The 15,521-nt window shown below is 72.6% G+C and carries 1 protein-coding gene; it reads right to left on the bottom strand.

The window, feature by feature from the left end; genetic code table 11:
- Positions 1-15,369 carry a non-ribosomal peptide synthetase/type I polyketide synthase gene (locus HNQ61_RS03420; protein ID WP_170031856.1) on the bottom strand — a complete coding sequence of 5,123 codons (15,369 nt, stop codon included), beginning with the start codon at positions 15,367-15,369 and terminating at the stop codon, positions 1-3.
- Positions 15,370-15,521: the final 152 nt, after the last annotated feature.

Genomic DNA, 15,521 nt, shown 5'->3' on the forward strand with positions numbered 1-15,521 from the left:
TCAGTCTCCCGCTACAGGGTTCAGTTCGGCCAGCTGCTGGGCCTGCGCATCCGTCATTTCCAGAATGTCCTCGTAGACCTTGCGTTCGATCTCGGCCGCCATGGCTTCCAGCGTGGGCGCCGAGAACACCGTGCGGATGGAAAGCTCCAGCCCGAACGCGCCCTGCACGCGGGCGATGAGCCGCATGATGAGGAGCGAGTGGCCGCCCAGCCCGAAGAAGTGGTCGTTCACCCCCACCTGGTCCACGCGCAGTACCTCGGCCCAGATCGCCGCCAGCGCCTCTTCCACCGGGGTGCGCGGGGCCACGTAGCGGTCCTCGCCCCCGGCGTACTCCGGCGCGGGCAGCGCCCTGACGTCCAGCTTGCCGTTGGGGGTCAGCGGCAGCCGCTCCAGCACCACGAAGGCGGCGGGGAGCATGTACTCCGGCAGCGTTTCCGCCAGAAACTCGCGCAGCTCGTGCGCGTTCACCTCGCCCACCACGTACGCCACCAGCCGGTGCTCGCCCGGCTCGTCCTCGCGCGGAATCACGCGGGCCTCGTCCACCCAGGGGTGGGCGCACAGGGCGTTTTCCACCTCGCCCGGCTCAATGCGGAAGCCGCGGATCTTTACCTGTTCGTCCACGCGCCCCACGAACTCCAGCGTCCCCTCCGCCGTCCACCGCAGCCGGTCGCCGGTGCGGTACATCCGCGCACCCGGTTTGGCGGCGAAGGGATCGGGGAGGAAGCGGTCCGCCGTGAGCCCGGGGCGGTCCAGGTAGCCGCGCACCACGCCTTCGCCGCCCACGTACGCCTCGCCCGGCACGCCCACCGGCACCGGCTGCAGTGCCCCGTCCAGCAGGTACACGCGCTGGTTGGCGGTCGCCCGCCCCACGGAAACCGTGGTGGCACCTTCCGGCACGTGTTCCACCTGCTGCCACGACGACCACGCCGTGGTTTCCGTGGGCCCGTACATGTGCAGCAGGCGCTGCGGCCGGCCGCCGGCCAGAATGCGCCGCACGCCGTCCGCGTCCACCGCCTGCCCGCCGAACAGCACTTCGCGCAGCGAGTCGAAGATGTCGGGCTGCTCGCGCGACAGCTGGTTGAGCAGCGCCGTGGTCTGATAGAGGGTGGTGACACGGCGCTCCCGCAGAAACGCGCGCAGCGCGGGGGGCGACAGCAGCACGTCGCGGCCGATGCCCACCAGGGTGGCGCCATTCAGCAAGGCGCCCCAGGTCTCGAATGCCAGCGCGTCGAAGCTGGCGTTGCTGGCCTGCGCGATGCGGTCGCCGGGGGCAAAGCGCACGTAGTCCGTGCCCACCACCAGCTGGACGACGTTGCGGTGGCTCACCATCACACCCTTGGGGCGGCCGGTGCTGCCGGAGGTGTAGACGATGTAGGCCAGGTTCTCGGCCGTGGCCCCGCTGGCCGGCGTGTCCGCGGACTCCGCGGCGATCACCTCCGCGTCGCCGTCCAGCGACACCGTCCGCATCCCCTCCGCCGCCGCGTCGCCGGAGCTACCCATGGTCACCAGCACCGACGCGCCCGCGTCGGCCAGCATCATCCGCAGCCGCTCCGCCGGATACGAGGGATCCAGCGGCACGTAGCAGCCGCCGGCCTTGAGCACGGCCAGGATGGAGATGATCAGCTCCGGCCCGCGCTCCAGCATCACCCCCACCCGCGCGTCGGGGCCCACGCCCAGCCGCGCCAGGTGGTTGGCCAGGCGGTTGGTCCGTTCATCCAGCTGCGCGTACGTCAGGCTCACCTCGCCCCACTCCATGGCCACCTCGTCCGGCCGCCCGGCCACGTGCGCGGCGAACATCTCGTGCAGGCAGACGTCCGCGGGATACGGGCGCTCCGTGCGGTTCCACTCGTCCACCAGCCGCAGGCGCTCCGCCTCCGGCAGCAGGGGGATGGCATCCACCCGCTGGCGCTCATCTTCCACCATGCCGCGCAGCACGTTGCGCAGGTAGCCCATCCACCGCTCCACCGTCGCCGCGTCGAAAAGCGAGGTGGCGAAGGTGGCGCCGCCCAGGATGCGGCCGCCGGACTCTTCGCCAAAGAGCGACAGGTCGTATTTGGCGATGAGCTGCTCGCCGCCCTCCACCCCTTCCACCGTCAGGCCGGGAAGATCCAGCGTGCCGCCCGGGGTGTTTTCCCAGACGAACATCACCTGGAACAGCGGCGAGTGTGACAGGCTGCGCGCCGGCTGCACCAGTTCCACCACCCGCTCAAAGGGGATGTCCTGGTGCTGCTGCGCGTCCAGCGCCCGGGCGTTCACCCGGCCCAGCAGCTCCGCCACCGTGGGCGCGCCCGACAGGTCCATCCGCAGCGCCAGCGTGTTGACGAAGAAGCCGATGAGCCCCTCGATCTCGCGCCGCCCGCGGTTGGCCGCCGGGGTGCCCACCACCAGGTCGGCCTGCCCCGACAGGCGGCCCAGCACCGTGGCCCATCCCGCCAGCAGGGTGGTGTACAGCGTGGTCCGGTGCCGGCGGGCCAGCGCCTTGAGCCCGGCGGTCAGCGCCTCGTCCAGCGTGAAGCGCACGCGCCCGCCGGCAAAGTCCTGGTGCGCCGGCCGCGGGCGGTCCGAGGGCAGCTCCAGCACCTCGGGAACGCCGGCCAGGGTGTGCTTCCAGTAGTCCACCTGCCGCTGCAGCACGTCGCGGTCAAGCCAGCGGCGCTGCCAGGCGGCGTAGTCGGCGTACTGCACCGCCAGCGGCGGCAGCGGATCGGCGTCGCCCCGCAGAAAGGCGCGGTAGTACACGCCCAGCTCGTTCACCAGCAGCCCCATGCTCCACGCGTCGGAGGCGATGTGGTGCATGGTGATGAGGAGGACGTGGTCGTCCGCGGCCAGGCGCAGCAGGCGCCCGCGGATCACCGGCCCGCGCTCCAGGTCGAAGGGCGCGGCCACCTCTTCGGCCATCGCCCGGCGAAGCTCCGCGGCGGGGTCCGCGTGGTCCGACACGTCTTCGAACGCCAACTGGAAGCGGCTTTCGTCGATGGGAAGGATGCGCTGCGCCGGCTCGCCCTCTTCCTGCGCGAACACGGTGCGCAGCGTCTCGTGCCGCTCCACGATGCGGTCCAGCGTGCGGCCCAGCGCCTCGCGGTCCAGCTCGCCGCGCAGCCGCAGCCGCGCGGGAACGTGGTACGCGGTGCCCGCGCTTCCCATGCGGTCCAGAAACCACAGCCGCTGCTGCGCGAAGGACAGGTCCAGCCGCTCGTCGCGGTGCGCGCGCTCAATCTCCGGCAGCTCCGAACGCAGCGCCTGCCCCAGCGCCAGCGCGAAGTCGGCCAGCACGGGGTAGACAAAGACGTCGCCCAGCGCCGCCTCCATCCCCATCTCCTGCCGCACCCGCGACACCACCTGTACGGCGCGCAGCGAGTGGCCGCCCAGCTCAAAGAAGTGGTCCCACCGCCCCACCCGCTCCACCCCCAGCACGTCGGCCCAGATGGCCGCCACCGCCGTCTCGGCCTCGCCCGCCGGGGCTTCCCAGCCGCGGGTGGCGAATGCGTCGCCGCCGGGCTCGGGAAGGGCGCCGCGGTCCAGCTTGCCGCTGGGCGTCAGCGGCAGCCGCTCCAGCCGCACGTACGCGGCGGGAACCATGTAGTCCGGCAGCCGCGCCGACAGGTGCGCCCGCAGCGACTGCGCATCCGCCTCGTCCGAGCCCGTGTACCAGGCCACCAGCCGCGTCTGGCCGGTGGCGTCCAGGCGCCCCATCACCACGGCCTCGCGCACGCCCGCCGCCTCGTCCAGCCGCGCCTCGATCTCGCCGAGCTCGATGCGGAAGCCGCGCACCTTGACCTGAAAGTCGTTGCGGCCCAGGAACTCCACCGCGCCGTCCGCCAGCCAGCGGCACAGGTCGCCGGTGCGGTACAGCCGCGCGCCGTGTTCCGCGCTGAACGGATCGGGAACGAAGCGCTCCGCGGTCTGCGCGGGGCGGTCCAGGTAGCCGCGCGCCACCCCCGTCCCGCCGATGTACAGCTCGCCCGCCACCCCCACCGGCACCGGCCGCCCGGCCGGGTCCAGCAGGTAGACGCGCGTGTTGGCGATGGGCCGGCCCACGGGGACGGTGGCCCGCGCCTGCTCCGCGCCGCAGTGCAGCGAGGACAGCGCGGTGGCCGCCTCGGACGGGCCGTACAGGTTGTGCAGCGCGGTGCCGGCAAAGCGCTCGCGGAACCGCTCCAGCAGCGCGCCCGGCAGCGCCTCGCCGCCGCACAGGATGCGCGCCAGCCCGGTGCACCGCTCGAACTCCGGATACTCCAGCAGCAGCTGAAGCATGGTGGGGACGAGGTTCACCGTGGTGATGCGCTCGCGGAGGATGACGTCCACCATGTAGCCGGGGTCGCGCTGCCCGCCGGCGCGCGCCATCACCACCCGCGCGCCCACGCTCCACGGAAGAAAGAGCTCGCGGACGTGGCCGTCGAAGTTGAGCGAGGTCTTGCACAGCACGGCGTCGGCGGCGCCCAGCGCAAAGGCGCGGCTCGCCCACGCCACGCGGTTGGCCACGGTGGCGTGCTGGTTCATCACCCCCTTGGGGCGGCCGGTGCTGCCGGAGGTGTAGATGACGTAGCACAGGTGGTCCGGCGTGACCTCCACCTCCGGATTGGTCTCCGGCAGCTCCGCCCACGCCGCGGCGTCCGCGTCCAGGCGGATGACGGGCAGGTCCATCCCCGCCGTCAGCGCGTCCAGCACGCCGTCCACCGGGGTGTGGGCGATCAGCGCGGCGGGGGCGCTGTCCAGCATCATCTGCCGCAGCCGGTCCGCGGGATAGTCCGGGTCCAGCGGCACGTAGCACCCGCCGGCCTTGAGGATGGCGAGAAGCCCCTCGGCTATCTCCACCCCGCGCTCCATGCAGAGGGCCACCCGCGCGTCCGGCCGCACGCCCAGCGCGACCAGGTGGTGCGCCAGGCGGTTGGCGCGCGCGTTCAGCTCGGCGTAGGTGACGTCGCGCTCACCGGCGCGCACGGCCACCGCGCCGGGGGTGCGCTCCGCCTGCGCCTCGAACAGGGTGTGCACGCACACGTCCGCCGGCCCGGCGTCCGTATCGTTCCACTCGCGCACCACGCGGGTGCGCTCCGCGGGGCTCAGCAGCTCCAGCTGCGACAGCCGCAGCTCCGGATTGGCGGCCACCTGCTCCATCGTCTGCTCCAGGTGCTGGAGCATGCGCTCAGCGGTGCCCTGGTGGAACAGCTCGGTGCTGTAGCCCAGGCTGGCCCACAGGTCCGTGGCGCTTTCGGCAAAGTGCAGCGTCAGGTCGAACTTGACGGCGTCGGCGCCCTGGGTGAGGTCCTGCACCCGGAGGCCCGGCAGCACCACCCCCGACGGCTCCGACCCGGTGGCCGAGTCGATGGTGAACATCACCTGAAACAGCGGCGAGTGGGCCAGCGAGCGCTCCGGGTGCAGCGCCTCCACCAGCTTCTCGAACGGCACCTCCTGGTGCTCGTACGCGGCCAGCGTCATTTCGCGCACGCGTCCCAGCACTTCGCGAAAGGTGGGGTCGCCGTCCAGCCGCGTGCGCAGCGCCAGCGTGTTGACGAAGAAGCCGATCACCCCTTCCACCTCCGGGCTGGTGCGCCCGGCGATGGGGCTGCCCACCACCACGTCCTCCGTCCCCGCGTACTTGGCGAGCAGGACCTGGAAGAGGCCCAGCAGCACCATGTACATCGTGGCGCCTTCCTTTCGCGCGAGCGCGTTCAGCCGCGGCGCCAGGCCGGGGAACGACGCCTGCTCGTACGCGCCCCGGTGCGTGGGGACGGCCGGGCGCGGGTGGTCCGTCGGCAGCTCCAGCAGGGCGGGCGCGCCGGCCAGCCGCTCCGTCCACCAGGCCAGCTGCTTCTCCAGCGCGTCGCCGGCCAGGTGCTCGCGCTGCCACGCGGCGTAGTCGGCGTACTGCACCACCAGCTCGGGAAGCTCCGCCCGCCGTCCATCACGGAAGGCGCCGTACAGCGCCGCCAGCTCGCCGAAGAGCACGGCCAGGCTCCATCCATCGCTCACCACGTGGTGGATGGTGAGCAGCAGAACGTGCTCGTCCGCCGCCAGCCGCAGCAGCCCGCCGCGGAACAGCGGGCCGGCCGACAGATCGAACGCGCGGTTGGCCTCGTCCGATGCCAGACGGAGCGCCTCCGCCTCTCGTTCATCCTCCTCCATCCCCGACAGGTCGGTCACGTTCAGGACGAAGGTGGAGGCGGGGTTGATGACCTGCATGGGCACCCCATCGCGCTCCACGAACACGGTGCGCAACGATTCGTGGCGGCGCACCACCTCGTCCAGCGCGCGGCCCAGCGCCCGCTCGTCCAGCGCGCCGTTCAGCCGCAGCGCCATGGGACGGTTGTAGGCGGCGCTGCCCGGCTGCAGCTGATCAAGAAACCACAGCCGCTCCTGCGCGAAGCTCAGGCGCATGGCGTCCGTGCGCGCCACCGGCGTCACCGGGGGCAGCAGGCCCTGCTGCTTGCGGCGGATTCCCTCCACCCGCGCCGCCAGCCCGGCCACGGTGGGCGCCTCGAACAGATCGCGCGGCTTGATGGGGGTGCCGAACACGGCCCGGGCCCGCGCGCCCACGCGGGTGGCGTTCAGCGAGTGGCCGCCCAGGTCAAAAAAGCTGTCGTGGATGCTGACCTGCTCCACCTTGAGCACGTCGGCAAAGATCCCGGCCAGCACCTCTTCCACCGGCGTGCGCGGGGCAGCGAAGGCCTGCGCGGCGGGTTCCGGCGCGGGGAGCACGGCGGGCGCGGGCGCCGTCTGCGCGGCGCGGATCTGCTCCACCCGCGCGGCCAGCTTGGCGACGGTCTCCGCGTTGAACAGGTCGACGGGCTTCAGCGCCACGCCCAGCACGCCCTTGGCCCGGGCCAGCACGCGCGTCGCGTTCAGCGAGTGGCCGCCCAGGTCGAAGAAGCTGTCATCCACGCTCACGCGGTCGATCTTGAGGACCTGCGCGAAGATTCCCGCCAGCACTTCTTCCACCGGCGTGCGCGGCGCCACGAACTTGGGTTCCGCGACTTCTTCCGCGTCCGGGCCGGGGAGCACGGGAGGCGCGATCCCCGTTTCCGCCGCGCGGATGTTCTCCACGTGCGCGGCCAGCTTGGCGACGGTCTCCGCGTTGAACAGGTCGACCGGCTTGAGCGCCACGCCCAGCACGCCCTTGGCCCGGGCGAGGACGCGCGTCGCGTTCAGCGAGTGGCCGCCGAGCTCAAAGAAGCTGTCATGCACGCTCACGCGGTCCTTCTTGAGCACCTGCGCAAAGATCCCGGCCAGCACCTCCTCCACCGGCGTGCGCGGCCCGACGATCTTCGGGCCGGCGGGTTCTTCCGCGTCCGGGCCGGGGAGCACGGGAGGCGCGATTCCCGACGCCGCGGCGCGGATGCTCTCCACATGCGCGGCCAGCTTGGCGACCGTCTCCGCGTTGAACAGATCGACCGGCTTGAGCGCCACGCCCAGCACGCCCTTGGCGCGGGCCAGCACACGCGTCGCGTTCAGCGAGTGCCCGCCCAGGGCAAAGAAACTGTCGTGCACGTCCACACGGTCGCGCTTGAGCACCTGCGCAAAGATGCCGGCCAGCACCTCTTCCACCGGCGTGCGCGGCGCGGTGAAGCGCGTGACCGCGTGCGCGGCGGCCGTGGGCGCGGGGAGCGCGGCGCGGTCCACCTTGCCGTTGGCGGTGAGCGGAAGGACGTTCATCGAGACGAACGCCGAGGGCACCATGTACTCCGGCAGCGTGCGGCCCAGCTCGGCGCGCAGCGCGCCCGCCTCGGCGGTCCCCACCACGTACGCCACCAGCTGCACCTCGCCCGCGGCGTCGGGGCGCGCCACCACGGCCGCGTCGTGCACGCCGGGGCGGGCCCGCAGCGCCGCTTCCACCTCGCCCGGCTCCACGCGAAAGCCGCGCACCTTTACCTGCTGGTCCATGCGCCCCAGGAACTCCACGTTGCCGTCGGGGAGCAGGCGCGCGCGGTCGCCGGTGCGGTACAGCCGTCCCGCGCCGAAGGGATTGGGGATGAACCGCTCGTCCGTCAGCTCCGCGCGGCGCAGGTATCCGCGCGCCACGCCGGCCCCGCCGATGAGCAGCTCGCCGGGCACGCCCACCGGCACCGGGCGCAGCCCCGTATCCACCACCATCACCTGGTAGTTGGGAAGCGGGCGGCCGAGGACGAGCGTCCGGGACTGCGTATCGGGACGATCGGGGGTGACGCGGAAGGTGAGGGCGCCGACGGTGGTTTCCGTGGGGCCGTAGTGGTTGAAGACGGCGCACTCCGGCGCGGCGCGGACAATTTCGTCCACCCAGGGGAGCGACGAGGCCTCGCCGCCCAGCACCAGCCAGCGGCGCGGCAGTACCCGGCGCGGATCGCCGCCGGTCTGCAGCGCGGCCAGGTGCGACGGGGTGATCTTGAGGCAGTCGATGCGGTGCCGGGCAAAGTACTCGGCCACGTCGTCGCCGCTCAGAATGCGCGCTTCGGCAATGACGTGCAGCGTGCCGCCCCAGGCGAGGGCGGAAAACACGACGGTGTTGCCCAGGTCCGCGGCCAGCGTGGAAACCGTGGCGTAGCTGGCGCCGGGCTCCAGCCCCAGCGTGTCGCGCAGGCCGAACAGGTAGTTGGACAGGTTGCGGTGCTCCACCGCCACGCCCTTGGGCTGGCCGGTGCTGCCGGAGGTGTAGACCAGGTACGCCAGGTGCTCCGCCCCGGCGCCGCCCTCGGGATTCTCCGCGCTTTCTCCGGCGAACGCCGCGGACTCGTCCAGCAGCACCACCGGTACGGCACCGGCGCCCACGCGGCCGGCCAGCGCGCCGCGCGTGATCAGCGCCGCGGCGCCGGAATCCGCCAGCATGAAGGCCAGCCGCTCCGCCGGATAGCCGGTGTCCAGCGCCACGTACGCGCCGCCGGCCTTCATCACCCCCAGCAGGGCGACGATCATCTCCGGGCCGCGCTCCAGCAGCATGGCCACGGGCACATCCGGCCCCACGCCCAGCCCGCGCAGGTGGTGGGCAAGGCGGTTGGCCCGCTCGTTGAGCGCGCTGTAGGTGAAGCTCTCGTCCTCGCACACCAGCGCCACGGCGTCCGGCGTGCGGGCGGCCTGCGCCTCGAACATCCGGTGCACGGTCGCGTCCGCGGGAACGGCGGATTCGGCGCCCTTCCCCGCGTCCAGCAGTTCGCCGCGCCCGGCGGCGCCCAGCAGGTCCAGCTCGGCCAGCGGCACGTCGGCGGCGGCCATCTGGTCCAGCACGCGCTCCATCTGCCCCATCAGCCGCTCCACCGTGGACTGCTCCAGCAGGTCCGCGTTGAACGTGCAGTGCAGGATGAACTCGCTGCCGGTGTCCGCCGCGTCGATGTGGATGTCCCAGCGGGTGAACGCGGGCCCGAAGCCCTCCACCGGCGCCATCTCCATCCCTGCGAAGCGCGGCGTTCCGTCACCGCCCGGCGCGCCCGGCTCCATGTTGATTTCCACGGAGATGAGCGGCGCGGCCGACGGGTCGCGGCGGCCCTGACGCTTCTCGTGCAGGCGGCCGTAGGCGAACACCTCGTGCTCGTACGCGTCCAGCAGCCAGCCGCGCACCTGCTTCATGAAGCGCTGCGCGCCGATATCACCCTCGGCGCGGCTGCGGACGGGGAGCACGTCCACGCAGTGCCCCACCAGCGACTCGCTCCCGGTGAACGGGCGGCCGGAGGAGGAGATGCCCAGGACGAGGTCGTCCTGCCCCGTGGCGCGGTGCAGCGTGGCCAGCAGCCCCGCCGTCAGCGTCATGAACGGGGTGCACCCCTGCCGGCGGCCCAGCTCGCGGATGCGCGCCGAGACGTCCGCGGGCAGCCACCACGCCGTGTATCCCGCGCGCTGCGTGGGGAACAGGGCGCGCGGCCGGTCGAACGGAAGCGCCGTGGGCCCCGCGCCCTCGAAGCCCGCCAGCCACTCCGCCTCGCGCGCCGCGTAGGATTCCGCGTGCTCCGCAAAGAGCCGCTCGTACTCGCTGAACTGCATGGCCGGCGGAAGGACGGGCGCCCGCCCCGCGCTGCGCGCCTCGTACGCCGTTTCCAGGTCGCGCTTGAGCAGGTCCAGCGACATGCCGTCCGCGGCAATGTGGTGCACCACGAACTGAAGGACGGTGTGCTCCGGCCCGTTGCCGTGCACGTACACGCGGAACAGCGGCCCCGTCTCCAGGTCGAACACGCCGGCCACCCCGTGCGCCAGCTGCTCCGGCCCGGACGCCCCGGCCGGCGCGTCGTTCACGAACAGGGGGATGTCGACCGAGGGGAGGACGTGCTGCACCTCGCCGGACGCGTCGAACACGGTGCGCAGCGATTCGTGGTGCGCCACCAGGTCCGCCACCGCCGCGCGCACCGCCCCCACGTTCAGCGCGCCGCGCACCCCGATGACGAAATGCTCGTTGTAGGCGCGCGACTGCTCATCGCCGAACTGCGCGTGCACCCACACCTGGCTCTGCGCCGGGGTCAGCGCAAAGGTGCGCGGTCCCCGCGCCGCGGCGGGCGCGATCGAATGTCCATCCACCGGTTCGCCGCCCGGGCGCGGGGGAAGGAATCCGCCGTCGCGCAGCGCGTGAATGCTGTCGCGCAGCGCATCCACCAGCGCGTCGCAGTCCTCGTCCGTGTGCGCGGTGCTCAGGAAGCAGCCGCGGCCCTCCCAGACGTAGATCCCGCGCTCCAGCATGTGGTAGAACAGCAGGTCCACGAAGGGGTCCTGCGGGCGGAACACGAAGCGGAACGACGAGTGCGCGTGCGTGACCTCCACCGGCACGTCTTCCTCCGCCAGCACGGCGCGCAGCCCGGCCACCAAGCGGTCCATGCGCGCGTGCAGCCGGTCGTACAGCGCCGGACCCTGCTCCTTGAGGTGCGTGAGGACGGCGTACGCGGCCGCCATCGTCGCCGGGTGCTTGCAGAAGGTGCCCGCGAAGAAGGTCTGGTTGGCGGCGGGATAGCTGTCGTCGCCAAAGGACCACTGTCCGCCGTCGATGGCGTCCATGAACTTCGCCTTGCCCGCCAGCACGCCCGCCGGCATTCCGCCGCCGATCACCTTGCCGTAGGTGGCCAGGTCCGCCTCGATGCCGTAGTGGCCCTGAGCGCCGCGGTGGCCCATGCGCAGGCCGGTGATCATCTCATCAAAGATCAGCACCGTCCCGCTCCGTTCCGTCAGCGCGCGTACCTCGTGCAGGAACTCGCGGGGCTGGTTGCCGGTGTTGTTGTTCTGGATGGGCTCCACCAGCACCGCCGCGAGCTCGCCGGCGTGCGCGCGCAGGTACTCCAGCGTTTCCGGCGCGCCGTAGGGCAGAACGACAATGTCGTCCACCATCCCCTGCGTGGTGCCCGGCGCCACGGGGCGCGAGCGCGGCGCGGCGGCCTTGCCGGGAACGGGGCGGGCCAGGATGCCGTCAAAGCAGCCGTGGTACGACGTCTCGAACATGAGCACGCGGTCCCTGCCGGTGGCGGCGCGCGCCACGCGCAGCGCCGTCATCACCGCTTCCGAGCCGGTGTTGCAGAAGGTGACGCGCTCCATCCCGGTCAGCTCGCGGAACAGCTCGGCCGCGGGGCCCGCCAGGTCCGACTGCGGCCCGGTGTGAAAGCCGCGGCGCAGCTGCTCCTCTACCGCGGCGACGATGAAGTCCGGGCGGTGGCCGAAGAAGTGAACGCCGAAGCCGCTGGTGAAGTCGATGTACTCGTTGCCGTCCACGTCCCACAGGCGCGAGCCCTGGCTGCGCTCGCCCACGATGGGGTACAGCAGCTCCTTGGTGGCTAGGCGGAAGCCCAGCGCGGCGCGGTTGTCGGACAGGTGCGGGCGGTGATGGGCCGCGTACTCCTTGCTGCCGCGGGTGCGCTGCGTGTAGCGCTGCACCAGCGACCGGAAGTGCGCCTCCTGCCGTTCATCAAATCCCCCGCCCTGCCCCATGGTGGCGCTCACGGGGCGGTGCGGGCCGTGCGTGGCCGGCGCCGCCGCGGTTTCCGGCGTGGCGCTGTCCGCCGTCTCCAGCGCGGCCTGCACGCGCTCCAGCCGCGCGGGCGGATGATGGCCGTTGGTGGAGGGATGATGGCCGTTCCCCCCGCCGCCGTTCGTCGCACCGCCGTTCGTCGCACCGCCGTTGGACAGGCCGCCGTTGGACAGGCCGCCGTTCGACGCGCCGCCGTTCGTCACACCGGCGCTGGCAAGGACCGGAGCCGCGGGCGCGCCGCTGATCAGCTCCAGCTGCCGCTGCATGATGGCGAGCTGCTGGGCAAACAGGTCCTGCATGGCCGAACCGCCCGCGGCCACCTGAACCTGCGCCTGCGCCTGCGCCGCGGCGGGCGCGGAGACGATCGCCATCGCCGGGACTTGGTTCACCGGAGCCGCGGGGGCATCGTGCACCGCTTCCGCCGGCGCGGGCGCGGCGGGCTCTTCGCCCGGGAGGGCGAAGTCCGCGGCCACCTCGCCCTCCAGGTGCTCCGCCAGCGCGTCGATGGTCGCCAACTCGCCCAGCAGGCGGCGGAACGGCACGCGCACGCCGTACGCCGTCTCCACGTTGCGGCTCAGCTGCATCAGCAGCAGCGAGTCGGCCCCCAGGTCCAGGAACTCGGCGGCGGGGTCAATCTCCCCCGGCCCCGTCCCCAGCAGGCGGGCAAAGGACTCCGTCAGGTGAAGGACGATCCGGGACAGGCGTCCCGAAAGCCGGGTCGGTTCGGTGTGCACGGGCGGTTGCGTCAGTTCGGGGGAGCGGGGCGCGTCGGAACGCACGGGGTCCGGCATGGGCGTCTCCGCGGCGGGCGCGGGCGAAGCGGCTGCGCGCGGCTGCACCCGGTGCACCGTGCGCTCGAACGGATAGGTGGGAAGGTGAAGCTTGCGTCGCGCCTGGCCCCCGCGCGGCGCGGACCAGTCCAGCGCCACGCCCGCGGCCCACAGCGCGCCCGCGGCGTCCAGAAAGGCCAGGTCCGCCGGGGCCGGCCTGTCCGGACGCGGCAGGCTGCGGACGATCACCCGCCCCGCGCCGCCCGCGCTGCGCCGGGCAAAGGTGCCCAGCGTTTCGCCCGGGCCCACTTCCAGCAGCACGCGGTCCGCGTCTTCCAGCAGCCGCGCCACGCCGTCGCCAAAGCGGACGGTTTCGCGCAGGTGGCGCACCCAGTACCCGGCGTCCGTCGCCTGCGCGGCGGTGATCCAGTCGCCGGTGACGTTGGACAGAAAGGGGATGGACGGCGCGGCCGGACGGGCGGCGCGCACTTCCCCGGCAAAGGCGGCCAGGATGGGCTCCATCGCCGCGGAGTGGAACGCGTGCGAGGTGTGCAGCCGGCGCGCATCCACGCCGCGCCCGGCCAGCAGCGCCTCCATGGCGTCGATCTCCGCCATCCCGCCCGACACCACGCAGTGCGCCGCGCCGTTGACGGCGGCCATCGACAGCGAGGCGGGAAGGAGCGCGGCGAGTTCCGTTTCCGGCATGGGGACGGCGAGCATGGCCCCGGCGGGAAGCGACTGCATCAGCCGCCCGCGCGCCGCCACCAGCCGCAGCGCCGCCTCCAGCGAAAACACGCCGGCCAGGCAGGCGGCCACGTACTCGCCGATGCTGTGGCCCAGCATGGACTCCGGCTGCACGCCGCGGCTCATCCACAGCCTGGCCAGCGCGTACTCCGTCACGAACAGCGCGGGCTGGGTGATGCGCGTTTCCCGCAGCAGCGCGTTGGCCTCGTCTTCGCCGCCCGCGGCGGGAAAGAGGGCGTGGCGCAGGTCCATCTCCAGGGCGGGGGCCAGCAGGGCGGCGCAGCGGTCGATCTCCGCGCGATAGACGGGCTCGCGCTCGTACAACTCGCGCCCCATTCCCGCGTACTGGCTTCCCTGCCCCGGAAAGAGAAAGGCGACCGGCGGCGTGCGGCCGGCGGCCCTGCGCGCGGCGGACGCGGGACGGGCCAGCGCCTCGCGCACGGCATCCACGTCGCGCGCGGCGGCGGCCCAGCGGTACGGGTGCTCGGCGCGCCCGTCCTGGAGCGTGTACGCCACGTCCGCCAGCGCGAGACCGGGATTCTGCTCGAGGTGGGCGGCCAGGTTGGCGCGCATCCGTTCCAGCGCGGCCTCGCTGCGCGCGCTCAAGGCGATGAGCTGCGGCGCGTCCGTGGCGGGCGGGGCGGCGGCCTCCGGCGCTTCCTCAAGCACCACGTGCGCGTTGGTGCCGCCGATGCCGAACGAGCTCACCCCGGCCATGCGCGGCGCGCCATCGCTCTCCCACGGACGGAGCTGGGCGTTCACGTAGAAGGGCGAATCGTCCAGCCCCGTCTCGGGGTTGGCGGAGCGGAAGTGCAGCGTGGGCGGCAGGGCGCGGTGCTTGAGCGCCAGCACGGTCTTGATGAAGCCGGCCACGCCCGCCGCCGTGTCCAGGTGCCCGATGTTGCTCTTGACCGCGCCCAGCGCGACGGAGGCCTTTGCCGCCGGGCCGAACGCGCTGCGCAGCGCCGCGATCTCGATGGGGTCGCCCAGCGGCGTGGCCGTGCCGTGCGTTTCCACGTACGAGATTTCCGACGGATCCACCCCGGCCAGTGCGACCGCTTCGGTGATGGCCCGCGCCTGCCCCTGCACGCTGGGCGCGGTGAAGCCGATCTTTTCCGCGCCGTCGTTGTTGATGGCGGAGCCGCGCACCACCGCGTGGATGGTGTCGCCGTCGCGCAGTGCATCCACCATCCGCTTGAGCGCCACCACGCCGGCGCCGGAGCCCACGATGGTGCCCGCCGCGTCCGCGTCGAACGAGCGGCAGTGCCCGTCCGGCGACTTGATGCCGCCTTCCTGGTACAGGTAGCCGCCCACCTGGTCCGGCCAGATGGACACGCCGCCGGCCAGCGCCACGTCGCACTCGCGGTTCAGCAGGCTCTGGCAGGCCAGGTGAATGGCCACCAGCGACGTGCTGCACGCCGTCTGCACCACCACGCTGGGGCCGCGCAGCCCCAGGCGGTACGACACGCGGGTGGTGAGGAAGTCCTTGTCATTGCTGAAGACGGCAAGCTCGCCCGGGACCGACGACGCGATCTCGGGGTCCGCCATGACCCACGACAGGTACGGGCTGAAGCCGGAGCCCGCGTACACGCCGATGTCGCCGGCAAAGCGCGCCGGGTCCACGCCCGCGTCTTCCAGCGCGCCCCAGGCGCACTCCAGAAACACGCGGTGCTGCGGATCCAGCACCTGCGCCTCGCGCTGGCTTACGCCAAAGAAACCGGCGTCGAAGGCGAAGGCGTCGTCCAGCGCGCCGTGCGCGCCCACGAACCGCGGGTCGCGCAGCAGCTCCGGCGCGATCCCCGCGCGCACGAGTTCGTCCTGCGCAAAGAAGGTGATGGATTCCACCCCCGCGCTCAGGTTCTTCCAGTATTCATCCGTGTCGCGGGCCCCGGGAAAGCGACCGCTCATTCCCACGACGGCGATGTCGCTTTCCCGATCTTCCTGCTGCTGCATGTGACTTCCTCTGTGGTTTACCGGAACCGGCCGTTCACCGCCCCGGCGGGCGCATCAGGTGAATTCCGTCCTCTTTCGGGAGCACCGAACCGCGTGTCGGGCCCGCGCCGCGAAGCATCCGCGGCGCGGAACCCGGGGTCCATCCAAACGCG

Origin of the sequence: Longimicrobium terrae, assembly GCF_014202995.1 — a bacterium.
Classification (GTDB): Bacteria; Gemmatimonadota; Gemmatimonadetes; order Longimicrobiales; family Longimicrobiaceae; genus Longimicrobium; species Longimicrobium terrae.